Origin of the sequence: Corynebacterium sp. ACRPZ (assembly GCF_022346205.1) — a bacterium.
GTDB lineage: Bacteria > Actinomycetota > Actinomycetes > Mycobacteriales > Mycobacteriaceae > Corynebacterium > Corynebacterium lehmanniae.
Window position 1 is genome coordinate 100,030 of record NZ_JAKRMR010000004.1, and the last position, 22,703, is coordinate 122,732.

24 protein-coding genes and 1 pseudogene are annotated in these 22,703 nt (G+C 63.5%); 15 read left to right on the forward strand and 10 right to left on the reverse strand.

Features of this window, described 5'->3' with window-relative positions; genetic code table 11:
- Nucleotides 1-18 precede the first annotated feature (18 nt).
- Nucleotides 19-2,904, forward strand: a complete 2,886-nt coding sequence (locus MHX64_RS04130; RefSeq protein ID WP_011116984.1) for a Tn3 family transposase — start codon at nucleotides 19-21, stop codon at nucleotides 2,902-2,904.
- A gap of 39 nt (nucleotides 2,905-2,943) precedes the next feature.
- Nucleotides 2,944-3,834, forward strand: a pseudogene (locus MHX64_RS04135) (IS481-like element IS5564 family transposase); the annotation flags it as partial.
- Here the strand turns inward: MHX64_RS04135 and MHX64_RS04140 are convergent.
- Nucleotides 3,831-4,802: a 1,4-dihydroxy-2-naphthoate polyprenyltransferase gene (locus MHX64_RS04140; protein ID WP_181890042.1), complete on the reverse strand. Its 972-nt coding sequence runs from the start codon at nucleotides 4,800-4,802 to the stop codon at nucleotides 3,831-3,833. The pseudogene MHX64_RS04135 and the gene MHX64_RS04140 overlap by 4 nt on opposite strands.
- Nucleotides 4,803-4,841: 39 nt before the next feature.
- Between MHX64_RS04140 and MHX64_RS04145 the strand changes: the two genes are divergently transcribed.
- From MHX64_RS04145 to MHX64_RS04155, 3 genes are read left to right on the forward strand one after another with little or no spacing between them, the layout of a single operon-like run.
- Nucleotides 4,842-5,699, forward strand: coding sequence for a glycosyltransferase (locus MHX64_RS04145; protein WP_239355921.1), 858 nt, complete (start codon nucleotides 4,842-4,844; stop codon nucleotides 5,697-5,699).
- Nucleotides 5,692-7,068: a TrkH family potassium uptake protein gene (locus MHX64_RS04150; protein WP_239355919.1), complete on the forward strand. Its 1,377-nt coding sequence runs from the start codon at nucleotides 5,692-5,694 to the stop codon at nucleotides 7,066-7,068. The genes MHX64_RS04145 and MHX64_RS04150 overlap by 8 nt, the downstream gene beginning before the upstream one ends.
- Complete coding sequence (locus tag MHX64_RS04155) at nucleotides 7,061-7,747, forward strand: TrkA family potassium uptake protein (RefSeq protein ID WP_239355918.1); 687 nt, start codon at nucleotides 7,061-7,063, stop codon at nucleotides 7,745-7,747. The genes MHX64_RS04150 and MHX64_RS04155 overlap by 8 nt, the downstream gene beginning before the upstream one ends.
- A 61-nt stretch (nucleotides 7,748-7,808) precedes the next feature.
- Here MHX64_RS04155 and MHX64_RS04160 read toward each other — a convergent pair whose 3' ends face one another.
- Nucleotides 7,809-8,156: a helix-turn-helix transcriptional regulator gene (locus MHX64_RS04160; protein WP_070844914.1), complete on the reverse strand. Its 348-nt coding sequence runs from the start codon at nucleotides 8,154-8,156 to the stop codon at nucleotides 7,809-7,811.
- Nucleotides 8,157-8,238: 82 nt separating this feature from the next.
- On the opposite strand from MHX64_RS04160, the gene arsB reads away from it, so the two are divergent.
- Both arsB and MHX64_RS04170 read left to right on the forward strand, forming a co-directional pair.
- Nucleotides 8,239-9,327 (forward strand): ACR3 family arsenite efflux transporter, encoded by a 1,089-nt coding sequence (gene arsB / locus MHX64_RS04165; protein WP_239355917.1) that lies wholly within the window; start codon nucleotides 8,239-8,241, stop codon nucleotides 9,325-9,327.
- Nucleotides 9,324-9,743, forward strand: coding sequence for a low molecular weight phosphatase family protein (locus MHX64_RS04170; protein WP_038609479.1), 420 nt, complete (start codon nucleotides 9,324-9,326; stop codon nucleotides 9,741-9,743). Before arsB ends, MHX64_RS04170 begins: the two co-directional genes overlap by 4 nt.
- On the opposite strand, the gene MHX64_RS04175 is transcribed toward MHX64_RS04170, so the two are convergent.
- The gene (locus tag MHX64_RS04175; protein ID WP_194560148.1) at nucleotides 9,740-10,309 is read right to left on the reverse strand and encodes a TetR/AcrR family transcriptional regulator; all 570 of its coding nucleotides are present in this window, start codon (nucleotides 10,307-10,309) and stop codon (nucleotides 9,740-9,742) included. The two genes, MHX64_RS04170 and MHX64_RS04175, sit on opposite strands and share 4 nt — an antisense overlap.
- An 88-nt stretch (nucleotides 10,310-10,397) precedes the next feature.
- Here MHX64_RS04175 and MHX64_RS04180 point away from each other — a divergent pair, with 88 nt between their 5' ends.
- Nucleotides 10,398-11,393 (forward strand): membrane protein, encoded by a 996-nt coding sequence (locus MHX64_RS04180; RefSeq protein ID WP_038609485.1) that lies wholly within the window; start codon nucleotides 10,398-10,400, stop codon nucleotides 11,391-11,393.
- A 28-nt stretch (nucleotides 11,394-11,421) separates the two neighbouring features.
- Here MHX64_RS04180 and MHX64_RS04185 read toward each other — a convergent pair whose 3' ends face one another.
- Complete coding sequence (locus MHX64_RS04185; protein ID WP_158407438.1) at nucleotides 11,422-11,577, reverse strand: hypothetical protein; 156 nt, start codon at nucleotides 11,575-11,577, stop codon at nucleotides 11,422-11,424.
- 77 nt (nucleotides 11,578-11,654) lie between these two features.
- Nucleotides 11,655-12,308 carry a hypothetical protein gene (locus tag MHX64_RS04190; protein WP_141764948.1) on the reverse strand — a complete coding sequence of 218 codons (654 nt, stop codon included), beginning with the start codon at nucleotides 12,306-12,308 and terminating at the stop codon, nucleotides 11,655-11,657.
- Nucleotides 12,309-12,671: 363 nt separating this feature from the next.
- Here MHX64_RS04190 and MHX64_RS04195 point away from each other — a divergent pair, with 363 nt between their 5' ends.
- A complete protein-coding gene (locus MHX64_RS04195; protein WP_239355916.1) occupies nucleotides 12,672-12,980 on the forward strand; it encodes a hypothetical protein in 309 nt (102 codons plus the stop codon).
- Nucleotides 12,981-12,991: 11 nt separating this feature from the next.
- Nucleotides 12,992-13,852 (forward strand): bifunctional 2-polyprenyl-6-hydroxyphenol methylase/3-demethylubiquinol 3-O-methyltransferase UbiG, encoded by an 861-nt coding sequence (locus MHX64_RS04200; RefSeq protein WP_239355915.1) that lies wholly within the window; start codon nucleotides 12,992-12,994, stop codon nucleotides 13,850-13,852.
- A 522-nt stretch (nucleotides 13,853-14,374) separates the two neighbouring features.
- Here MHX64_RS04200 and MHX64_RS04205 read toward each other — a convergent pair.
- The 3 genes from MHX64_RS04205 to MHX64_RS04215 all read right to left on the reverse strand — a co-directional run bounded on the left by MHX64_RS04205 (nucleotide 14,375) and on the right by MHX64_RS04215 (nucleotide 16,017).
- Complete coding sequence (locus MHX64_RS04205) at nucleotides 14,375-14,986, reverse strand: DUF433 domain-containing protein (protein ID WP_286362213.1); 612 nt, start codon at nucleotides 14,984-14,986, stop codon at nucleotides 14,375-14,377.
- A gap of 155 nt (nucleotides 14,987-15,141) precedes the next feature.
- The gene (locus MHX64_RS04210; protein WP_239355913.1) at nucleotides 15,142-15,456 is read right to left on the reverse strand and encodes a hypothetical protein; all 315 of its coding nucleotides are present in this window, start codon (nucleotides 15,454-15,456) and stop codon (nucleotides 15,142-15,144) included.
- Between the two features lie 174 nt (nucleotides 15,457-15,630).
- Complete coding sequence (locus MHX64_RS04215) at nucleotides 15,631-16,017, reverse strand: hypothetical protein (protein WP_239307144.1); 387 nt, start codon at nucleotides 16,015-16,017, stop codon at nucleotides 15,631-15,633.
- A gap of 618 nt (nucleotides 16,018-16,635) precedes the next feature.
- Here MHX64_RS04215 and MHX64_RS04220 point away from each other — a divergent pair.
- Nucleotides 16,636-16,998 (forward strand): hypothetical protein, encoded by a 363-nt coding sequence (locus MHX64_RS04220; RefSeq protein WP_239355912.1) that lies wholly within the window; start codon nucleotides 16,636-16,638, stop codon nucleotides 16,996-16,998.
- A 299-nt stretch (nucleotides 16,999-17,297) separates the two neighbouring features.
- Nucleotides 17,298-17,648: a hypothetical protein gene (locus MHX64_RS04225; protein WP_239307142.1), complete on the forward strand. Its 351-nt coding sequence runs from the start codon at nucleotides 17,298-17,300 to the stop codon at nucleotides 17,646-17,648.
- Here MHX64_RS04225 and menE read toward each other — a convergent pair.
- Together menE and MHX64_RS04235 are read right to left on the reverse strand one after the other, a co-directional pair.
- The gene (menE, locus tag MHX64_RS04230; protein WP_239355911.1) at nucleotides 17,645-18,787 is read right to left on the reverse strand and encodes an o-succinylbenzoate--CoA ligase; all 1,143 of its coding nucleotides are present in this window, start codon (nucleotides 18,785-18,787) and stop codon (nucleotides 17,645-17,647) included. The genes MHX64_RS04225 and menE overlap by 4 nt on opposite strands.
- A complete protein-coding gene (locus tag MHX64_RS04235; protein WP_239355910.1) occupies nucleotides 18,784-19,593 on the reverse strand; it encodes a YhfC family glutamic-type intramembrane protease in 810 nt (269 codons plus the stop codon). The genes menE and MHX64_RS04235 overlap by 4 nt, the downstream gene beginning before the upstream one ends.
- 275 nt (nucleotides 19,594-19,868) lie before the next feature.
- Between MHX64_RS04235 and MHX64_RS04240 the strand changes: the two genes are divergently transcribed.
- Genes MHX64_RS04240 through MHX64_RS04250 form a run of 3 tightly spaced genes read left to right on the forward strand, consistent with a single transcriptional unit; the run spans nucleotide 19,869 to nucleotide 22,649 of the window.
- Nucleotides 19,869-20,846 carry a hypothetical protein gene (locus tag MHX64_RS04240; RefSeq protein ID WP_239355908.1) on the forward strand — a complete coding sequence of 326 codons (978 nt, stop codon included), beginning with the start codon at nucleotides 19,869-19,871 and terminating at the stop codon, nucleotides 20,844-20,846.
- A 55-nt stretch (nucleotides 20,847-20,901) separates the two neighbouring features.
- Entirely contained in the window at nucleotides 20,902-22,014 is a 1,113-nt protein-coding gene (locus tag MHX64_RS04245) for a histidine kinase (RefSeq protein ID WP_239355906.1), read from the forward strand.
- Entirely contained in the window at nucleotides 22,011-22,649 is a 639-nt protein-coding gene (locus tag MHX64_RS04250; RefSeq protein WP_239355904.1) for a response regulator transcription factor, read from the forward strand. Before MHX64_RS04245 ends, MHX64_RS04250 begins: the two co-directional genes overlap by 4 nt.
- Nucleotides 22,650-22,703: the final 54 nt, after the last annotated feature.

Here is a 22,703-nt window from a genome sequence, read left to right on the forward strand (position 1 = left end):
TTTGAAAAAGGAACATGTATGCCGCGTCGCGTCACTCTAACCGATCGGCAGAAAGACGCGCTGTTGCGCTTGCCGACTTCACAGACGGATTTGCTCAAGCACTATACGCTGAGTGATGAAGACTTTGGGCATATCAGGCTGCGTCGGCGCGCTCACAACAGGTTCGGCTTCGCCCTGCAATTGTGTGTCCTGCGCTATCCCGGCCGGGTGCTGGCTCCAGGCGAACTGATCCCTGCAGAGGTCATCGAATTTATCGGAGCGCAGCTTGGCCTGGGTGCCGACGATCTCGTAGACTATGCTGCCCGCGAGGAAACACGGCACGAGCATCTTGCCGAGTTACGGGGGCTCTACGGCTTCCGCACCTTCTCCGGACGTGGTGCGAGCGAGCTGAAGGAATGGTTGTTCCGAGAAGCCGAGATGGCGGTGTCGAACGAGGATATCGCCCGTCGCTTCGTAGCCGAGTGCCGACGCACCCGCACTGTCCTTCCCGCGACATCCACGATCGAGCGGCTTTGTGCCGCGGCTCTCGTCGATGCCGAGCGACGCATCGAGACGAGGATCGCCAGTCGGCTGCCTATGTCGATCCGAGAACAGTTGCTGGCATTGCTCGAGGAGACGGCTGATGATCGGGTGACCCGTTTTGTGTGGCTGCGCCAGTTCGAGCCTGGCTCGAACTCTTCGTCGGCCAACCGGCTGCTCGACCGGCTCGAATATCTGCAACGCGTCGATCTCCCCGAGGATCTGCTTGCCGGCGTTCCTGCCCATCGGGTGACTCGTCTGCGCAGGCAGGGTGAACGGTATTATGCCGACGGCATGCGCGATCTCCCGGAGGACAGGCGGCTTGCGATCTTGGCTGTTTGCGTCTCGGAATGGCAGGCGATGTTGGCCGACGCAGTGGTCGAAACCCACGACCGGATCGTCGGCCGTCTCTACCGTGCTTCGGAGCGTATTTGCCATGCAAAGGTCGCAGACGAAGCGGGGGTGGTGCGTGACACCCTGAAATCCTTCGCCGAGATCGGGGGCGCCCTGGTCGATGCACAGGATGATGGCCAGCCGCTGGGCGATGTCATCGCGAGTGGGTCAGGGTGGGACGGCTTAAAAACCCTTGTTGCAATGGCAACCAGGCTGACCGCCACCATGGCCGACGATCCGCTCAATCATGTGCTCGACGGTTATCACCGCTTCCGCCGATACGCTCCACGCATGTTGCGCCTGCTCGATCTGCGAGCTGCGCCCGTTGCACTGCCGCTTCTGGAAGCGGTGACGGCCCTTCGTACCGGTTTGAACGATGCCGCGATGACCAGCTTCTTGCGGCCCAGCTCGAAATGGCATCGCCACCTTCGGGCCCAGAGGGCTGGCGACGCTCGCCTATGGGAGATCGCGGTGCTGTTCCATCTGCGCGATGCGTTCCGCTCCGGAGATGTCTGGCTTACTAGGTCCCGGCGCTATGGCGATCTGAAACACGCACTCGTTCCGGCACAAGCCATCGCGGAAGGCGGTCGTCTCGCTGTGCCATTGCGGCCGGAGGAATGGCTGGCAGACCGGCAAGCTCGCCTCGACATGCGGTTGCGCGAGCTTGGCCGTGCCGCTCGCGCAGGCACGATCCCGGGCGGGTCGATTGAAAACGGCGTTCTGCATATCGAGAAACTCGAAGCCGCCGCGCCGACAGGCGCCGAAGATCTGGTGCTCGATCTCTACAAGCAGATCCCGCCCACGCGCATCACCGATCTCCTGCTGGAGGTGGATGCGGCGACCGGCTTCACCGAAGCGTTCACCCATCTGCGCACAGGAGCACCCTGCGCTGACCGGATCGGGCTAATGAACGTTATCTTGGCGGAAGGGATCAACCTCGGCTTGCGCAAAATGGCGGATGCGACAAACACCCACACCTTCTGGGAATTGATCCGCATTGGACGGTGGCATGTCGAGGGCGAAGCCTATGACCGGGCGCTGGCCATGGTGGTCGAGGCACAGGCAGCGTTACCCATGGCCCGGTTCTGGGGCATGGGCACGTCGGCTTCGAGCGACGGACAGTTCTTCGTCGCTACAGAGCAAGGTGAGGCCATGAACCTGGTCAACGCGAAATATGGCAATACCCCGGGCCTGAAAGCCTATAGCCACGTCTCCGACCAATATGCGCCGTTCGCAACCCAGGTGATTCCTGCAACGGCAAGCGAAGCGCCTTACATCCTCGATGGCCTGCTGATGAACGATGCTGGACGCCATATCCGCGAGCAGTTCACCGACACGGGCGGCTTCACCGATCACGTCTTTGCCGCATGTGCCATTCTCGGCTACCGGTTCGCTCCGCGCATCCGCGACCTGCCATCCAAACGGCTCTACGCGTTCAATCCGTCGGCCGCCCCGGCGCACCTGCGAGCGTTGATCGGCGGAAAGGTCAACCAAGCCATGATCGAGCGCAATTGGCCCGACATCCTGCGCATCGCCGCCACCATTGCTGCCGGGACCGTCGCGCCAAGCCAGATTCTGCGGAAACTCGCCTCCTATCCGCGGCAGAACGAGCTCGCGACAGCCCTGCGGGAAGTCGGTCGCGTCGAGCGCACCCTGTTCATGATCGACTGGATTCTGGATGCCGAACTCCAACGGCGTGCCCAGATCGGGCTCAACAAAGGCGAAGCTCATCATGCGCTGAAGCGGGCAATCAGCTTCCACCGCCGCGGTGAAATCCGCGACCGTTCCGCCGAAGGCCAGCATTACCGCATCGCCGGCATGAATCTGCTCGCCGCCATCATCATCTTCTGGAACACCATGAAGCTCGGCGAGGTCGTTGCAAACCAGAAACGCGATGGAAAGCTGCTATCGCCCGATCTCTTGGCCCATGTTTCGCCGCTCGGATGGGAACACATCAATCTCACCGGAGAATATCGCTGGCCAAAGCCTTAGCGTAGGATTCCACCCCCTCCCGCAAACGACCCCAAGATGTTCATGGTCTCCCCGATCACTGCCCGGAAATGGGCAGGCCGCTACCGGGAAGAGGGTGAGTTTGGGATGCAGGATCGCTCCAGCAAGCCGCACCGGATCCCAGGCAGGACGCCCGAGCATGTCAAGAAGAAGATCATCAACCTGCGCTGGCGGCTTCGACTGGGGCCAGCCCAGATCGCTGCGCGACTTGGTCTCTCGACGTCGACTGTTCACGCGGTCCTCGTCCGTTGCCGCGTGAACCGCCTCTCGCATATCGATCGTGTCACTGGCGAGCCATTGCGGCGATATGAGCATCCTCATCCGGGATCGTTGATTCATGTCGATGTCACGAAGTTCGGCAACATCCCCGACGGCGGTGGACATCGTTACGTAGGTCGGCAGCAAGGCGCACGGAACAAGCTCGCGACTCCGGGATTACCACGAGGAAAAGATCACAAGCCGCGCACCGGGACGGCGTTCGTTCACACAGTCATCGACGACCACTCCCGCGTCGCATACGCAGAAATCTGGTCGGATGAGCAGGCGAGCACAGCGGTGGGAGTTCTCGAACGCGCCGTGGCCTGGTTCGCCGAACGAGGCGTGACCGTCGAGCGAGTCCTATCCGACAACGGGTCGGCATACAGATCCCACGCATGGAGGGACTTCTGCGCTCGGCTCGGCATCCGACACAAGCGGACACGCCCCTACCGGCCGCAGACGAACGGGAAGATCGAGCGATTCCACCGCACGCTCGGGGACGGCTGGGCCTATGCCAGGTTTTACGGTTCAGAGGCCGAACGACGCCTGGCGCTGCCCGGCTGGCTCCACTTCTACAACCACCACCGACACCACTCTGCGATTGGCGGCGTACCCTTCGACCGACTCAACAACGTCCCTGGACATCACACCTAGCGCGACGCCAACGGCGCGTACGGCACGGCCTCGCCGATACCGGCGAACTGACCCCAGAACGACCAGCCGAACCACGCGAACGCCACCGCGGTGACCACGGCCCAGGCCAGCATGGTCTTACCGTTCAGCCCCAGCACCGGGATGAGCTCTTTGCCCGAAGCCCCGCCGCGAACCTTCAAAACGCTCGCCACCGCCAGCGGCAGCGCCACCAGAGCCGCTAGCGCAGACACGGTGGTCATCGACAGCACCACTGAGATGAAGAACGGGAACAAGGTCAGGACGGTGAAGAGGGTGCGCGCGTTGTCGTCGCCAAGCCTCACCGCAAGTGTGCGCTTGCCGGCGGCCGCATCGGTTGGGATGTCGCGGATGTTGTTGGCCAGGTTCACCGACGCGGAGATCGCGCCAATGGCCAGCGCGCACAGGAAGCCTTCCCACGACACCATTCCGGACTGGGTGTATTCGGTGCCCATCACGGCGACCAGCCCGAAGAACACAAACACCGAGAGTTCGCCGAAGCCGGAGTAGCCGTAGGGGCTGTCGCCGCCGGTGTAGAACCACGCCGCGGCGATGCACAGCGCGCCCACCAGCACGAGCCACATCGCGCCGGCCACCGCGGACAGGATCACGCCGAACACCGCGGCGGCGCCGAACGCGATAAACGCCGCAAGCTTCACCTGTTCCGGCGCGGCCAGCCCGGAACCGGTTAGGCGCGTCGGGCCGGTGCGGTCGTCGTCGGTGCCGCGGATGCCGTCGGAGTAGTCGTTGGCGTAGTTCACGCCGATGATCAGCGCCCACGCCACTGAAAGCGCGAGCACGGCGCGGCCGGGGTGGGCCTGCAAGGTCAGGGCCGCCACGCCGGTGCCGGCGATGACGGGGGCGAATGCGTTGGGCCAGGTGTGGGGGCGGGCGGCTTCCCACCAGTCGCGGGGTGTGGCGGTGTGAGTCCCAGTGTCAGTCATGCCCTCCATCATGCACCCTCCCTCGCCGGTCGGCTAGGGTAATGCGCCATGTGGATTGACTACGCCGTGCGGCAGGGGTTCGTGGCCACCGGCGCATTCGTTCGTCTCCCGTTGCTGCTCAACGCGGCGCACAACTCGGATAAGCGTTTCCCCGAGGACGGCGAAACCGTCATTTCTTTGACCACCCACGGCACCCGTTTGCGCTCAGCGTCCGCGGCGATCGCGTCGCTTCTGGTGGGCACGGTGCGCCTGCCGGTGCACCTGTGGCTGGATCCCGTGGATTTTCACGCCCGGTGGCCGGACGCGCTGCGGGCGTTGGCGGATCGCGGCCTGCAGGTGCACGAGTCCACCGGCGGCTTGGGCCCGCACACCAAGTACTACGGCACGTTCCGACAGTACCCGGACTGCAACGTCATCACTGTCGATGACGATGTGCTTTACCCGCGCACCTTCGCACAACAGCTTATCGACGCCCCTTCGGCCACCACCATCACCGCCTACCGCGCCCACAGAGTGGTCCTGGATGAAGACGGCATCGCCCCGTATAAGAAGTGGAAGCCGGTGCGCAGCGCCGAGCCGTCGATTCTGCACTTCGCCACCGGCGTGGACGGCGTGCGCTACCCGAAGGAGATGGTGCGCTACGTCGCCGAGCGCGGCACGGAGTTTTTGGACCTTGCCCCGCGCGCCGACGATGTGTGGCTGAATCACTGCGCCCTGCGCGCCGGGTTCCCGGTGAAGCAGGTTTCGGAGCGCTCGGCGAACTTCCCGCTGGTCCCGGGCTCGCAGCGGGTGCGCCTGTCGCGGGTGAACCTCTCCGGCGGCAACGATGTCCAAATCGCGGCGACGTATTCGGCGGAAGACGTAGCTAAGCTGCGCGGCGCGGAGGAGCGTTTGTCCGGTGAATGACACAGCCTCCGCGAGGTGGTTCGGCCCCGCGCAACTGACTGCGCTGGGCTTTCTAGCCCTGATCCTCACCGGCACAGCGCTGCTTTCCATGCCGTTCGCCTCCGCTGACGGCGCGCCGACAGCGCTGATGAGCGCGCTTTTTACCGCCACGTCCGCGACCACTTTGACCGGCCTGGTCACCGAGGACACCGGCAGTCACTGGAGCCTGGCCGGACAGCTCATTGTGCTGGCGCTGATCCAGGCCGGCGGCCTGGGCATCATGAGCATTACCTCGCTTACCGGCATGCTGCTCACCGGCCGGGTGAAGCTGCGTTCACGGTATGCCACGGCAGCCGAGGGGCGGCCGATTTTGGATGGTGGGGTGAGGCGGACGCTTGTGGCAACGCTGCTGCTCACCTTCTTTTTTGAGGGGGTGGTAGCGGTGATTTTGGGCATCCGCTTCGTCACCGACTACGGCATGGCGCCGGGGCGCGCCACATACGAGGGCATGTTCCACGCCATCTCCGGGTTCAATAACGCGGGCTTTGGCCTGCGTCCGGACAGCCTGGTCTCCTACAACACGGACGGGTGGATCCTCATCCCGTTGGCGGGTGCGCTGATGATTGGCGGGCTGGGCTACCCGGTGCTCTCTGAGCTGGTGCGCCGCGGCCGCGAGCGGGTGCGCGGTCTGATCCACGGCGCCCCGGTGAGCTCGCGGCGGCTGTCCATCACCACCCGCATGACGCTGAAGGCGACCGCGTTTTTGGCTGTGAGCGCCACGCTCATCATCGCGCTGCTGGAGTGGCGCGGCTTCCTCGCCGGCATGCCAACCAGCGTCAAGTGCCTCAACGCGTTCTTCTCCGGGGTGACGCCGCGCACCGCGGGGTTCAACTCGGTCGACTACGCCGAGGCGCACCCGATCACGCTGATGGTCACGGACATTTACATGTTCATCGGTGGCGGGTCCGCGGGCACAGCCGGCGGCATCAAGGTCACCACCGCGACCGTGCTGCTAGCGGCCATGCTGGCGGAATTCAAAGGCCGCGACGCCACCACCGTGGGCCACCGCACCGTGCCAAAAGGTGTGGTGCGCCAGGCCATGACGGTGGCCGCGGCGGGGCTGGTAGCGGTGACCGCAGGCGTGGCCACGCTGCGCATTTGCGACCCCCAGTTCACCGCCGACCAAGTCAACTTCGAGGTCATCTCGGCGTTTGCCACCACGGGGCTTTCCACCGGCATCACCGCGGACTTGTCCAGCCCGTCGCAGCTCGCATTGTGCTTGCTGATGTACCTCGGGCGCATCGGCCCGTTCACACTCGTCGCGGCGCTGGCGCTGCGCACTGTTTCCCGCAGGTTCGACTACCCCACAGAAAGGCCGTTCATTGGTTAACTTCCCCCGTTTCACGTCCACGCAGCGTTTGAATATCCCGCCCGTGGTGGTCATTGGCCTGGGCCGTTTCGGCGGTGCGATCGCCCAGGAGCTCACCCGCTACGGCGTGGAGGTCCTAGGCGTCGATGCGGATGAGCGGCTGGTGCGCGAGCATGCGCCTTTGCTTACCGACGCCACCGTCGCCGACACCACCGACCCCGAAGCCTTACGCCAGCTCGGTGTTCACGACGTCAAACGCGCTGTACTCGGCATCGGCTCCGCGCTGGAGGCGTCCATCCTGACCGCCTCCAACCTGGTGGATCTGGGGGTGCCCGACATCTGGGCGAAGGCAGATTCGGAGTCCCACGCCCGCATTTTGCAACGCCTCGGCGTGCACCACGTGGTGCACCCGGAGCACGACACCGGCCGCAGGGTGGCGCATCTGCTCGGCGGGAGGTTCCAGGATTTCGCAGAGCTGGCGGAGAACTACGGCGTGATCAAGATGGCCCCGCCGCGTGCGCTGCTGTCCGGCCCCTGCGACGCGGAAAAGCTGTGGGAGAAGCACCGCGTGCAGGTGGTCTCCGTGCGCACTGGCTCAGGTCAATGGCGGCCGTTTACCCCAGGCCAGCAGCTCAGCGCCTCGGAATTGATTGTGCTGGCCGGCGCTCCGGATGATCTGGAGCGTTTCTCCCAGCTGTAGGGGCATGTGGCAGTCTTTGGACCAGTTCTGCTGGGAGTGGTTCTGTCTCAGATGGTAAGTCTCAGTCCATCTGCAGCACGGTGCGAAGTTCCGCGAAGAGCTCCGGGCGTAGCCGGTGGAGGACTGACCTGCCCAGGCGGCTCTTTTCTAGGAGACCGGCCTCGGTAAGTTTTTTGAGGTGGTGGGAAACCGTCGGTTGGCTTAGCCCAGAGCGTTGCGTCAGTTCGCTCACGCTCATCGGCTCGCAGCCCTCTTCGGCGAGCCAGGAGAGTAGTTGCAGCCGGCCGGGGTCCGCCAAAACTTTGAACAGGGCCGCGTAACGCGTCGCGTCGTCTGCGGAGAGCAAGCCGGAGCCCAGCGAGCAGCAGTCGAGGCCAGTGTCTGCTGTCGTGGCGACAGAATCTTTCATGCTTCCTACCTTTTCATATTGACAGCGATAAATGTGCCTTTTAGTGTTCGTATTGATAATCGTCAATAGATAAGGATTCCAGATGGAAGACACAACCTCTCAGCCAGTAGAGCGCCTGTCATTTCTTGACCGCTTCCTGCCGGTGTGGATCATGCTCGCCATGGCTGCGGGCCTTGCCCTCGGCCGCGCGGTGCCGGGCCTTTCGGGCGCGCTCGAGCGCCTGGAGGTCGGCGGGATCTCGCTGCCGATCGCGTTGGGTCTGCTGATCATGATGTATCCGCCCCTGGCCAAGGTGCGCTACGACAAGACCCGCGAGATCGCCACCGACAAACGGCTCATGACCGTGTCCATCATCTTGAACTGGATTGTCGGCCCCGCGTTCATGTTCGCGCTCGCCTGGATCTTCCTGCCCAACGAGCCCGAGCTGCGCACCGGCCTGATCATCGTCGGCCTGGCGCGCTGCATCGCCATGGTACTGGTGTGGTCCGACCTCGCCTGCGCCGACCGGGAAGCCACCGCTGTGCTGGTGGCCATCAACTCGGTGTTCCAGGTGCTCATGTTCGGCGTGCTCGGCTGGTTCTACCTGCAGGTCCTGCCGTCCTGGCTGGGCTTGGAGACCACCTCGGTGGAGTTCTCCTTCTGGGCGATCGTCTCCTCCGTGCTCGTCTTTTTGGGCATCCCGCTGCTAGCCGGGCTGCTCTCTCGCATCATCGGTGAGCGCACCAAGGGCCGCGACTGGTACGAGAACACCTTCCTGCCCCGAATCTCCCCGCTGGCGCTGATCGGCCTGCTGTACACGATCGTGCTGCTGTTTTCCCTGCAGGGCGACCAGATCCTGTCCAGGCCGTTGACCGTGGCCACGGTTGCGCTGCCGCTGCTGTGCTACTTCGTGGGCATGTTCGCCGTGGCACTTGTGGTGGCCAAACTCTCCGGCATGGACTACGCCCAGTCGGCCTCAGTGGCGTTTACGGCCGCCGGAAACAACTTCGAGCTCGCCATCGCGGTGGCCATCGGCACCTTCGGCGCCACCTCCGCGCAGGCGCTGGCGGGTACGATCGGCCCGCTCATCGAGATCCCGGTGCTCGTCGGCCTGGTCTACCTCATGCGGGGGATCGGCCCGAAACTGTTCCCCGGTGACCCAACCCTGCCTAACCAAAGGAGCCTTACATGAAGCCCTCAGTCCTGTTCGTCTGCGTCGGCAACGGCGGCAAGTCCCAGATGGCGGCGGCGCTCGCCGAGAAGCACGCGGGTAGCCAGCTCGGCATCCACTCCGCAGGCACCAAACCCGGCACGAAGCTGAACCAGGAATCGGTCGAGGCGATTGCAGAGACTGGCGCCGACATGTCGCACGGCACGCCCAAACCCATCGATCCGGAACTGCTGCGCAGCGTTGATCGCGTCGTGGTGCTCGGCGAAGACGCGCAGGTGGAAATGCCTGACGGCGCCCGCGGCACGCTGGAGCGCTGGCGCACCGACGAACCCTCGCACCGCGGCATCGAAGGCATGGAGCGCATGCGCCTCGTGCGCGACGACATTGACGCCCGTGTGCGTTCGCTTATCGACGAGCTAGTAGGACCCGTACATTAGCTCGCTTGCTGGGTGCGCAATCCATCAATGAACACGTCGACGAGCCAGGCGCGCCTGCCCGCGAACGCTTCCTCCGCGGGCTCGGGCAGCGGGCGTGAGAGCGCGATGATGGCGAAGTGGAACGACAGGTAGTCGAGGTCCGGGGGGCACAGTTCGTGCTGTTTGGCTTGCGCAAGTAGCGGGTCGTAGATGGCTTGCAGCTGCGCGGTGGCGACAGCCCTGTCTTCGTGCGACAACGTGGGTAGCAGTTTGGGCAGGATTTCCTGGCCGACGGCGGGGAAGTTCAAGTTCACCATCTCGCCGATCGCGGAACGCCAGGTGTCTTCGGGTAGGTCGGGGAAACGCAGGAGGTGCTTGGCCACCACGTCGCGCATGCTGTTCATGATGTGTTCGAGCACCGCGCGGAAGAGCTCGTCCCTGTCGGGGAAGTGGCGGCTCGCGGTGGCCACGCCCACGCCTGCCTCCTTAGCGATGTTGCGCAGCGACACGCCAGGCCCCATCTGGGCGATGAGCGTGGAGGCGACCTCCACAATCGCTTGACGGTTTTCGGCAGCATCTTTTCGCATGACCCGCAGCTTACCGTTGACGCGCCAGAAGTGGAACAGTATGCTCCATTTGTGTAATTGAAACACACTGTTCCATTTGGAGGAGATTATGTCCACAACCGTGGCGCGCCCCGCACCCACGCAGGGCGCAACAAAGAAGGCACTCGCCATGATCCTTGGCATCCCCGTCGTCATCGGACTGATGCTCTGGGCGTTTTTGGCCCCGACATTCGCGTCCGGGCCGGACGGGGTGCCGGTTGCGGTGGCCGGTCCGGGGCCTGTCGTCGAGAAGCTCATTGCTCAAGCTGAACAGCAAGAGGAGCACCCGGACTTCATCACCGTGAGCTCGCCGGAGGAGGCGGAGACGATGGTGCGCGACCGCGAGGCGGTTGGCGCGATCGCGATCGGTGAAGGCGGCGCGACCGTGTATACCGCCTCCGGCAATGGCGCACCGTACGTGCAAATGCTGAGCGGTGTCGCTCAAAACATGGAGGCCAGCGGCATGCCTGTGGAAACGAAGGATCTCGCCCCCACCACCAAAGATGACCCGCAGGCCCAAGGCCTCGCGCTGCTCGGACTGCCGCTCGCGTTCGGCGGCGTGATCTCGGGCATCTTGCCGACGCTGCTGCTTCGCGGGAAGAAGTGGTCGAAGGCTGCCGTGATTGCTGGTGTTGCAATGATTGGCGCCGGTGTCGCGGTCTGGATGCTGCACGGCGTATACGGCACCCTCTCCGGCAGCGTGTTCATGGAATGGTTGGCTGTGACGCTCGGCATCGCCGCGACGTCGTCGGTGACCGCGGGCCTCGGCGCGCTTATGGGTATGCCGGGTGCGGGCCTGGGCGCGGTGCTGACAATCTTCGTTGCCAACCCCTTGTCCGGCCTGGCCACGGGCCCGTGGTTGCTGCCGGCGGGTTGGTCCACGCTCGGCCAGCTGATGCCGATTGGCGCGACGGGCTTCCTCGTTCGCTCGCTAAGCTTTTTCGATGGTGCCGGGTCCACGCAGCCCTGGATAGTGTTGTGCTGCTGGATTCTCCTCGGCCTACTCCTGCTGGCCTTCGATCGCTCGAAGGCACCGACTGCTGAAACAACAACTGAAACTGCCTAACCCCTACGCCCGGCCCAAACGTGCACTATCACCTGGCCGGGATCATCGGGATTCGCTGTTTGTTGCGGAACCTCGACGCCTGCATGCGCGCCGGCGAGGTGCCGCGGTAGTGGGTGGTGGAGGGGGAGGTTGCGTACTTCGGATTTGTGGACGGTTTGCGGGAGCGTAGCTTCTCGTGCCTCACACCACCGCATTGTGGCACGAATTACACGATTGTGCTTTGCGAGCAATTGCTTTGCGACGATCCTCCGGTAGCAGTCCTTATTCTGGTCCTTCGACCCTGTACCCGCTCTCTTCCAGAAGGGCCACCGCCCGGGAAAGATTTCCGTGGATCACCCGATCCACCTCCGCGTCGTGGTAGAGGGTGCGGTGAAAATCGAGCCACTCTTCCCATCCTGTCTCGGGCGCAGCACCGAACTCTCGGATAAGCAGTTCGACGACATCCGTGAGTTGCAAACGGAATTGAGGTCCGCCCATCGGGAAATGGATGTCCTGCTGCTGGGCTGCGGTGTCATACCTTCCCGCACGGGCAAGCAGTAGTCCTAGTGGCACCGAGTCAGCGTGGAACTGGAAATGCGAAGCGGGTTTGTTCCTGGCTTGCGATTCGTACTCGAACCGGACGACCGGGACGGGCTTCTTTCTCGCCCTGAACTCGATTTTGAAGGTGCTTTTCTCTATTTCGACATCGTCGTTGACATCGTCATATCTGAGTAGATACTCATAGCGGAGGACTAGGCGGTCGCTCCCAGAGTGGGCAATAATGACCGGATGAGTACCCTCGACGAATGCTCGTTGTCCGTCAGCCAGAATCTCCGCGTCGATCGGCGATGAGCCCTCAAGGGTCCTCTCGAGCAATTGCACCGTCAGCAGCATGAAGGCGCGCACTGCGTTTTCGAGGCCCCGTGATGAAGTCACGCCACTCCGTATCGGAGCCACATACAGGCCTCGTACCGCTCTAAGAGTCGCTCTTCCGCATACTCAATCGCACCAGCATCCCGTAAGCGACGAAGGTGCTCGACGGTGAGAGGTGCCATTTGGGCTTTCAAACTGGCGAGTTCTTCATCCAATTCCTCCACAGTTCTCCGAACTGGGGTCAGAGACTTTCTCATGGCACCTCCGTTCTTAGTTTTTAGGATGGGGAAGATAATTACGCATTTTAGACAGCTAAATGGGTAGGTTTCTACTCTCGCGCAAGCTAGTCTCGCCAGCGGGTGATAAAAATGCCGACCAAGTGTGCGAGGCCCAAGAAATCAGGCAATTCCGGAGGAAGGAGCAACGATGAACGAGCAGCAGTCGGAAAAACTACGTTCCTATTACGACAACACCGACACCTCCGATCTCATGGAAGATGCTCAACCAGGAGACCTGGGCAATGTCGCAGACCCCGAAGCTAGCGTTGCGTTTACTGTCACCATGCCCAATCGGATGCTCCGCGCCGCGCGGGGAATGGCCGCAGCCGAGGGAGTTTCTACCAACGATGTGCTCCGGCGGTTCATTGAAGCCGGAGTGGATGATCGGGCTGGGGCCGAGGCCTCAATTCCAGTGAGTAAGCTCCTTCGCCTCATCGACGAAGCCCGCGGCGCGTAACATCGGCCACCATGAGCGACGAGCAGACCAACGCACCGCAGTCCGAAACAGCATCCTGGTTAGCGGACAACCAAGCCAACTGGGATTCACGGGCCCACGCCCACATGTTCGGCAACTACGGCGGCAAGGACGAGCTGATCGCGGACAAGACCGCAATCAGCAGCGTCCTCGCGGTGGACATCGACCGCTTCGGCGACCTCACCGGAAAGTCCGTGTGCCACCTGCAGTGCCACGTGGGCACCGACACCATCGGGTTTGCCCGCCGCGGGGCGTCCCGAGTTGTCGGCGTGGATCTGTCCGCCGAGTCCCTCAACTACGCCCGCGGCTTCGCTGCCCAGGCCGACGCGGATGTCGAGTTCATCCAGAGCAACGTCTACGACGCCCGCGAAGCTGTCGACGGCGAATTCGACCTCGTCTACACCTCCGCCGGCGTGCTGTGTTGGCTGCCGCAGGTGCGGGGGTGGGCGGAGGTCGTCGCAAAGCTGCTTGCTCCCGGCGGCACCTTCTTCATCCGCGACGACCACCCCATGTTCATGACCATCGGCGAGGACGTCTCCCAGGGCCTGCGCATTGAGCAGCCGTACTTCGAAATGCCCGACCCGCTGACCTGGGAGGACGAGGACAGCTACGTCACCACCCCGGGTGCACCGAAGCTGACGAGCCCGCGTAACCACCAGTGGAACCACTCGCTCGGCGAGATTGTCACCGCGCTCATCGACGCCGGCCTGACCATCACCGCCCTCGAAGAAACCCCCTACTCCGCGTGGTGCCCCTGGCCGGAGCTGATGGTGGAGGACTCCCGCGGATTCATCCTCCGCGACAACCCCGAGCGCCTGCCGCTCCAATTCGCCATCACCGCGACGAAGCCCTAGGGCCTTTGCCTATCGACGGGCCTTCGGTGGGCCGCGCGTGAACATACAAGCGCGAACCGAGTGCTCCACGCCGCAAGTGGGATTGCCGTCGGTCTAGAGGGCCTGCGGGTAGCCGTCTTGGAAATGCGCATTCAACGAACCGGATGTCAATAGAAAAGCTCTTGGCTCTGTAGCTTCACTGATCTGAGCTGCCATTGGTTCGAGTGCCGCAACTAGCTGCGCCAGCTGAAGATGAGCGATGCGCCGGCCCCGGGCCTGGGGATGCCGAGGAACCCCGATCCAGTGCAATCCCGCTGACCTGCACGCGGCCCGTTCGTGCTTCCGGTCCAACCCCTGAATTTGGAGTAGGTCAGCTGTGATGACTGCCTCGGCGCCGAGCGATGCAGCGGTGTCGAATAGCTCGACATCGCTGATCCCAGTTGGGTAGTCGCGGCCCGGTTTCAAAAAAAACGTGTCGCGACTTGGTTAGTCGTTGCAGAGGTCCGATCGTGTTCCCCGGAAAGTTCTCGTCGAAGAGGAATCTCACGCAGACCACTCTTTAACGGCTGATTCAAAGTCAAGGGCGTGTGCAATGGCGTCCCGGTCTAGTGACGGGTATGCGTCTTTGAGTTCTTCCATATCCATCGCCTCGTCGCCGCTGCATAGATCGATGACTAGGTCGAATGGAACCCTTGTGCCAGTAAGCACGGGAGTGCCGTGCATTTTCTGAGGGTCAATTTCAATTCCCGCGTGCGGCCGCAGAAGCGGAGGAACAATCCGGTTCTTCCAATTGGGGAACTCGCCGTAAATATCCTCGAACGTGTAGAGCTCCCACTGTCCCGGATTGGACACCAGATCCAGCCAGCCCTCGTCCGTCCACAGTTTCACGGACTCGCCGTCGGTAGCGAACCTGTACGTGGAGAGGTGCTCGTTGAATTCTTGGTCGTTCAAGGTGGCAAGAGCGGCCCGGATCTTCTGCAGTGACACTTTTGAACGCAACTTGGCGATGGTCCGTAAAGCCACGACATCGCGAAAAGAATATCGCCTAGGGCGGGACGAGATTTCGGGTCGCAGCACGCCGCTCTTTGCCCACCCGTCTAACTGCGAACGGGTGGCGCCGCTGAGGAACGACGCGAGTTTGGAGTCGTATGACACAGCGGCTCTCCTTCCTCACAGCTTCTGGCATCTAGGTTTGAGTGAAGTTTAGCCTGCGCAGGTGCTATCAGCGGCTCGGACCTGCGCATTTCAGTAGACAATTGGTTGGAAGCGCGACACGAGAAGGCGGCTGAAACACTCGAAGCTGAGTTGCGCTACTCGACGGTTTCCGGTTCACGCGGCCCATCAGTAACGAGTTCGGCCATCGTTGCGAGACCACCGTCCTTCTCGAGGGCCCAAAAATTGAAACCGCTGAGGTTCTCGACACCGACGTGCTGTGCCGCTTCGTCAAGGCTGTCGAATTCGTCTACACCGTCGATGCGAATGGTCCGGTCGTCGGTAATGACGGCATCGATTTCCCAATCTGGGTCGATGGGGTCGAGTAGATCGCCTGGCAGCAGGTAGTTGCCGTCGAGCAGGGCCTCGAAGGAGAGCTCGTCCTCGGCGGGCTTCGCAGAATCCGTGCTCAAAGACTGAGTGGAAGTTGCGTCGCCAATATGTTCTCGGATCCACTATCGCGCAAACGCGAGGGTTTTTCCTGTGAGTCATGCGATTAGGCGGACTGGCGAGGGGGTTCGACGATCGGTCGATGTCTCTCGAGTGACTCTCCTTCATTTAGGGATGAGGGATTCGAGAGCTTTCCGTCACTTCCGAAACAAGTTGAAAAGCGCCATTACTCCCGAAATCGCAGCGGTGAGGCCACCGAAGAAGAAGCCGAATGCGAATACTCCCGCGATGAAGGACTCGGCGTCCGGGTCGAAGGTCTCGATGCACAAACCGAACAGGAAGAAGCACAGCACACCGAGGCCCGCGGACCACTTGAACACCTTGGCGGCTTTCGGGCGCTTGACCGGCGCGGGTGTGGGTTCCGTCGGAGCTGGGGTGCTCCAGGATGAGGGCACCGGCGCAGGGGTGTACTGCGGAGCGTTCGCAGCGGTGAGGAGCTCTTCGGGGGTCGGGTCTGAGGGTGCGGGTGCTTGCGGTTCGGCGACGGGCGTTGCCTCAGCGGGCTGGAGAGGTCGTGTGGTCAAGTCCAGCTGAGCACCGTGGGGAGGTAGCGGCTCCGGAATACGGCTGAATACGTTGCTCTGCGGATCGCCTGGCTGTCCCGTGCGGGTTGTCTCCTGGTCCATTGCTTCTCCAACCGGCGGTGCGTTTATCTTCTTCCCCGAGACTAGAGCAGTAAGTGGCCTACTGCGCTGGCTCGCAAATTGAAGGACGTGGGTTCACGCTCCGCGAGATGGGGAAGGCGCTCGGGGTGTCGTACCAGCGGGCGTCGGAGTTGGCGGCGGGGGAGGGGACCGGAGGGCGTCGATAGGCAAAAGCTCCATGGAACCGGCGGCGGGTTCATTTCGTCTAAAGAAGTGAAGGGCGAATGTCGGAGTGTCAATCTATGGTTGACAGATATGCGATGGGGGAGGTTGAACTATGAAGCGTTATGCAGTAATTAGGAAGTTGCGAGCTGAAGCGCGCAGACGCGGACTCGAATTTGAGGAGATACGCCTAACTCGCCATGACGCATACCGGGTTGGAGACACGACTCGGACGCTGGGCAGACATAACGAGATTGATGATCTTGCGGCGCGGAAGTTCTTTGACCAATTTCAGAACGAATTAGGAAAAGGGTGGTGGCGATGAAGGCGTTCACGGTGACTGCAGAGCGTGGGCCGAGCGGCGCTTGGGTGCTGGAATGCGACGAACTGGGGGTGGTCTCGCAGACTCTGAGGCTCGACCGCGCACAGGATGAAGTCGCGGAGGCGATCGCGTTTCAGTCCAGGTTGAAGCCGGGCGAGTTCAAGATCGAGGTCGTGCCTATCCTGCCTGCTGAGGTTGAGTCGTTGCGTAAGCGTGCCGACGAACTCGGCGTGAAGGCGAAAGCCGCATCGGATGATGCTGCGGCGGCGAGGTCGGCGCTGGCCCGCAAGTTGAAGGACGAGGGGTTCACGCTCCGCGAGATGGGGCAGGTGCTCGGGGTGTCGTACCAGCGAGCGTCGGAGTTGGCGGCCGGGTAAGGAAAAGGAGCGGCGAAGATGCGGTATAGCTACAAGGAAATCAAGTCTCTCGACGGACTGCGCCTCAAGCGTCCGCCGCACCAGGGGGAGATCGCCACCAGCTGGCGAAACCGGTCGTAGCTGTAATGAAGCTGGCCGGGTAGCGCTGTCGGGTGGAGTAGCGCTCCTTGGAATCGGCTTCTTCATCGATTTTGCTGCCAAGATTACGGGCGCGATGCTCCAAGATAAAGGCGTTGCATAGTACGTTGGCCGGGGTTCCGCCAGTTAAGCCAAAGATTGAATGAGAAAGGGCGTGCGCTATGCAAAAGAAACTGGGACTGCGGTTTTGGAGTCCGCTGCTAGTAGGTGGCGTTGCTCTTGCGCTACGCCACAACCTCGATGACGGCACCTATGCAGATGCACCTGTGGTTACCGGTGTGTTCTTCGCAGTCATGGCCGCTGCGGCACTGTGCTTCGTTGCAGTGGCCGCGTTGAAAGCAGACAGGACCAAGCAATCGGTTCAATCACTTCTTATTCGAGATTTGATATCGGCGCTTGCGATATTCGGTATTGCACTCATCGAGTGGCCAGGCACTGTGCCGGTGATTCTTTGCTGTGCTGCAGTTTGGGGTGTTGCCGCTTACATGCAGGCCCCCGAAAAACCGTCTTAGTCGAACAGCTCCTTGACGGCCGCGCGGTCCACTTTGCCCGGGCCGAGCTGCGGCAACGCGGCCACTATCTTGAGTTCTTTGGGGATCTGCCAGTGCGCGATGCGGCCAGCGTCCTCCGCGTCGGCGAGGGCGTCCAGGATATCGGGCACTGTCGCGGAGCCGGTGTAGGCGGCGCAGATGCGCTGGCCGAAGCGGTCGTCGTCTTTGCCGATGACGGTGGCGGCGGTGACGCCGTCGATAAGCAAAAGCTCCTCTTCTAGCACCTCGGGGTGGAGCTTGAGGCCGCCGGAAGAAATGACGTTGTCCGTGCGGCCGAGGACCGTGAGCACGCCGCCGTCGAGCTCGCCGGCGTCCGAGGTGCGGAACCAGCCGCCGGAGAGGTCGGGGGAGTCGAGCTGGTGGTAGCCGCGGGCGACCATGGGGCCGCCGAGGTGGATGCGGCCGTTCTGGATGCGCACGCGGGCGCCGGCGATGGGGCGGCCGTCGTAGACGCAGCCGCCGGAGGTTTCGGAGGAGCCGTAGGTGGTGACCACGTTGATGCGCAGCTTCTTAGCCGAGTCGAGCAGACGCGGGTTGGTTGCTGCTCCGCCGACGAGGACCGCGGAAAACGTGCGCAGCGCGTCGATGCCCTTGAGCGTGGACGTGGCCTTGGCCAGCTGCATCGGGGTCAGCGCGGTGTAAGTGCGCTCGCCGGTTTGCGCGAGCTCGTGGGCGCGGGTGGCGAACTCGGCGACGTTGAAGCCGCGGGTCAGGTCGATGAACCCGGGCTCGACGCCGGCGACCATGCTGCGGACGAGGACTTGCAGGCCAGCGATATACGCGGCGGGCATGGCCAGCAGCCACTGGCCCTCGCCGCCGAGTTCCTGGTGGGTGGCGTCCGCGCTGGAGATCAGGTTCGCTGGCGTGAGCATCGCGCCCTTCGGCTTGCCCGTGGAGCCGGAGGTGGACACGACCAGGGCGATGTCTTCGTCGATGGGCGCGCCGGGTTTGAGTGTGTTGCGCAGCAGGTTCGTGCGCGCCGGGTCGTTCGCGGGCACGGGCAGCAGCGTGCGCTGGCCGGTCAGGGCCTCTTCCAGCGCGGGGATGATGGCCAGCGGGTTGGCGGGGTCGACGGGGAGAAGTTCCAGCAGGTGGGTCACTTGGCGGGCGTTTCGTTCTCGAGGGGGTTCGTGGGAGTGGTGCGGGCGAAGGCCTTGCGCGACAGCGGGCCGTCGATAGTCGCCCAAAGCCCCGCGGCTGTGAGTGCGGTGAGCAACACGTACATCACCGGCGCGCTGTGGGGCGCGATGAGCACGGCAACGGCGTTGAACCCGATGTGGCACACAACCGCCAGCGCCCAGAGCTGCCAGCGGCGCTCGCGCACCGCGCGCAGCACGATCAGGGTGAACACCACGTGTGCGGCGATCGCGAGCGCGCGCTCGTACCAGCTTGCGGCGACCATGCCCATGCCGAGGTTTTGCAGCGCCTCAATCTGGTCGGCGATGGCTTGCGCGGTGGAAGGATCGTCGTTCCCGGTGGCCTGCGCTTTAATCGCGTCGCCGGTGGTCAGCAGCATGATGTTGCCGACAAACAGGTTGGTAAAGAGCAGCAGCGCCTCTATGCCGCCGTGGCCCAGGCCGAAGCCGACGCCGTCGTTCCACTCGCGCGTGTTCTTGTCCCAGAAACGCAGCACGATCCAGCGGGCGGTCTCCTCAAACAGGCCCGAGGTGACCAGGAACAGCGCAGTGGTCAGGGCGGTGGCTGTCGCGGGGTCGAACGTTTCGCTGAGCAAGAACTGCAGGGGGATCACCAACGCAAACCTGGCCACCTGGGACAGGGGGAACGCCAGTGTGCCCCAGCCGAGCGACGCCCACCTGAAGCCGAGCCTGCGCTTCCCCACAAACCACGCGGCCAGCACGAGAGCGGCCAAGCCGACGAATTGCAGAATGAGAAGGCCCATCGTCATGGCAGAAACGATACCGCTGCGGTCGTGGCGGGTCGCGGTGAGCGGTGCGACGGGGCGGGATAGGCGGGGCGGATAAACGGGCGTTTGCGTCGAGGTCGATATCTTGATGTTGATAGTTGCTGGTCACAGCGTTGCGCCGATTTTAAACCGAAAATACTCCCGACGCGCTGACCTGGAACTATCGACCTGGAAGTATCGACATCGAGCTATCGACCTGGCTGCCCCGCTCCTAGTCACCTGTAACGCAGATCTCACCGCCCGCCGATAAAACAAGCATGAGGAAGATCATCGCACCGGCCGTCGCTGCGGCGACCGCCCTTTCACTCACCGTCCCTGCCACTGCTACCGCCGCCACCTTGACCCCGTTCACCAAGGACGGCACCAACTACTGCCGCGTCACGCTCAACGACGTCGAGCGCGGCCCCGCCAACCAAGCCGAACGCGCCGCGAAAACGCTCACGCACGGCATGTACGCCACCTCGGTCGTCGAGGCGTTCGAGGCGACGTTCCCGGAGCTTAAGAAGCTTGGCGACGATTACGTGGCCGAGCCGGACGTCGTCAAGCATTTGCGCCTGCTGCGGGACGACAAAACGCCCGAGGGCGACGTCCGCGCCGCCGTGAAGGAGAAGCTGGCGCCGCTGGGCCTGCACACCACCGACGCCGACTTCTACCTGGACATGAAGGAAGGATCCCAGATTCCGCTCGGTCCGGCCGGTCGCGCGCTCAAAGGCAACGCCGACTGGTTCGTGGGCATTGACGGCGGGGTGCCGAAGGCACAGCCGCTCGGCGACGATTACGTGTTCGGCCGCACCGGCAAAAACACCGCGCAGTGGCTGCGACATGTGGAGGGCTGGCAGCGCGACGCGTTCGCCGCGAACATGAAGAAGACCTACTTCGGCCAAGTCCAGGACACGTTGGAAAGCTCGTACTACTACGCGCTCGAGGAGGCCAAGACCTGCCACGACGGCACCAGCCACGTCATCTTCCCCACGCAGGATTTAAAGCTGCCGGAGGCGCCGAAGCTGGAAAACGCCGACCTTGGCGACACCGCGCCTGAGCCGGGCCCCGCACCGAAGGACCCTGAGGAGACACCGGACGAGAAGGCACCGGAGACCTTCGACGCCAAGCTGGCGCAGATTATCGGCATCGTCGCCGCGGTGCTCGCCGCCGTGGGCGCGCTGTTCGCGCTGCTGCAGAACGCGGGCGTCAAGGGCCTGCCCACCATTCCGCAGATCCCGGGGTTGACCAAGTAGGTCTCCTCCTTGGGGAGGAGGTGGGGACGCGGAGCCGTCGATAAGCTAGGCGCCCGTGCATGTGAAAACGGGTGACGCAGTGCTCGCGGTGGCTATGGCGGTGCTCGCCGCTTTCTACACCGTGAGCGCGATCGGTGACCCCACCAACGCTTACGGTTGGGTGCAGGCCGTGTTGTCCTGGGGATTTGCGGCCTTTTTCGGTGTGCTGACCAGCCGGCCGAAAACCTCTGCCGCGGCACTAGTTGCGCTGAACGTGGTCTGGGCGGCGGCGTGGTTGGCAGCGCCGGTAAACATCGGCTACACCTTGTGGGTCCTCGCGGTGCCCGTGGCCGTGTTTGTGGCCAGCCGTTACGCGGACAAACGCTTCGCGCTGGGGGTGCTGGCGGCTGCGTGCGCGTGGGCGTTTGTGTCGCCGTTTATGTGGACATGGGATGAGCACTTCGTGCTGTTTTACCGCCAGGGCTCCGACAGGGCGGTCTCATTGGGACTGCACTGGGCGGTCGCAGCGGTGGCGTACCTGTTGGGCGCGAACCTTGCGGCCGAGCACGACGCCCGTGCCCGCGAAGCGGAGGCGAAAGAGACCCGTCGCGCCGCCGCCCGCCAGCAGGAGCGCCAAGATATCGCGCGCGAAATCCACGACGTGCTCGGGCACTCGCTCACTTTGATAAAGGCGCAGGCGAACGCCGGGTTGGCATCCGGCCGCGAGCGAGAGGCGCTGCGGCAGATCAACGCGGCTGCGGGGGAGTCGTTGGCAGAGATACGCATGCTGGTTCGGGGCCTGCGCGACAGCGACCTTGGGTTCGCGCCGGTGGCGGGGGTGGGCGACGTGCCTGCGCTGGTGCAGCGTTTCCGCGACGCCGGCATGCAGGTCACACTCGACGCCCCGCCTATCAGCGTCCCTCCGGTGACCTCCCTTGCCATCCACCGCATCGTGGCTGAAGCGCTGACCAACGCGGCCCGCCACCAAGTGGACCCGGTCGTCTCTGTAAAAGTGACACCGGGGCAGACTGTTGTGGTGGAGGTGGTCTCCACCGGGCGGGTGTGCCCGCAGCCCGGCACCGGCGTCGGTTTGGAAGGCCTGCGCGAGCGCGCCGCGAGCGCCGGCGGCACGCTCGAAGCATGGCAGGCAGGCGAGGCATTCACCGTGCGGGCGGAGTTGGCGGCATGATCCGGATTTTGCTTGCGGACGACCAACCGTTGCTGCTCAGCGCACTCGAGACCATCCTGGGCGCGCAAGACGACATCACCGTCGCGGCCACAGCCGCCGATGGGGCGGAGGCTGTGGAGAAGGCGCGGGCGCACCGCATCGACGTCGCCGTGCTCGACATCCGCATGCCGGTGCTCGACGGCATCGCCGCCGCCCGCACAATCATGGAGCTGGGCCCGCGGGTGATCATGCTGACCACGTTCGACGACGACGCGCTCATCCACGCAGCCATCGCCGCCGGCGTCCACGGATTCTTGCTCAAGGACGCAGAGCCGGACGTGCTCGCGGGAGCGGTGCGCGCGGTAGCCAGCGGCGAATCCGTCCTCGCGCCCGGCGTGACCGGCAGGGTGATGGAGTGGGTGCGCGAAGGTCCAGGTAGCCCGGCGTCGGCCACTGTGCTGGAGGGGCTGACCACCCGCGAGCGTGACGTGCTCGCCGAGATCGGCCGCGGAGCGACCAACGCAGAGATCTCCGCCGCGCTGTACATCGCGGAAACCACAGTGAAAACGCACGTATCCAGCCTGCTGGCCAAACTCGGCGCACGCGACCGGGTGGCGCTGGCGCTGATCGCGCAACGCGCTGGCATCTCCTCCTAGAGAAGGAGGCGCTGTGGTCCCGCCGGCCGATGTGTGAGGCTCGCTCACCGCGGA

Coding starts and splice junctions, on each gene's coding strand:
- MHX64_RS04130 (WP_011116984.1), top strand. CDS start 19: ATGCCGCGTCGCGTCACTCTAACCGATCGGCAGAAAGACGCGCTGTTG.
- MHX64_RS04140 (WP_181890042.1), bottom strand. CDS start 4,802: ATGGAGGGCATGACTGACACTGGGACTCACACCGCCACACCCCGCGAC.
- MHX64_RS04145 (WP_239355921.1), top strand. CDS start 4,842: ATGTGGATTGACTACGCCGTGCGGCAGGGGTTCGTGGCCACCGGCGCA.
- MHX64_RS04160 (WP_070844914.1), bottom strand. CDS start 8,156: ATGAAAGATTCTGTCGCCACGACAGCAGACACTGGCCTCGACTGCTGC.
- arsB (WP_239355917.1), top strand. CDS start 8,239: ATGGAAGACACAACCTCTCAGCCAGTAGAGCGCCTGTCATTTCTTGAC.
- MHX64_RS04170 (WP_038609479.1), top strand. CDS start 9,324: ATGAAGCCCTCAGTCCTGTTCGTCTGCGTCGGCAACGGCGGCAAGTCC.
- MHX64_RS04175 (WP_194560148.1), bottom strand. CDS start 10,309: ATGCGAAAAGATGCTGCCGAAAACCGTCAAGCGATTGTGGAGGTCGCC.
- MHX64_RS04180 (WP_038609485.1), top strand. CDS start 10,398: ATGTCCACAACCGTGGCGCGCCCCGCACCCACGCAGGGCGCAACAAAG.
- MHX64_RS04195 (WP_239355916.1), top strand. CDS start 12,672: ATGAACGAGCAGCAGTCGGAAAAACTACGTTCCTATTACGACAACACC.
- MHX64_RS04200 (WP_239355915.1), top strand. CDS start 12,992: ATGAGCGACGAGCAGACCAACGCACCGCAGTCCGAAACAGCATCCTGG.
- MHX64_RS04225 (WP_239307142.1), top strand. CDS start 17,298: ATGCAAAAGAAACTGGGACTGCGGTTTTGGAGTCCGCTGCTAGTAGGT.
- MHX64_RS04235 (WP_239355910.1), bottom strand. CDS start 19,593: ATGACGATGGGCCTTCTCATTCTGCAATTCGTCGGCTTGGCCGCTCTC.
- MHX64_RS04240 (WP_239355908.1), top strand. CDS start 19,869: ATGAGGAAGATCATCGCACCGGCCGTCGCTGCGGCGACCGCCCTTTCA.
- MHX64_RS04250 (WP_239355904.1), top strand. CDS start 22,011: ATGATCCGGATTTTGCTTGCGGACGACCAACCGTTGCTGCTCAGCGCA.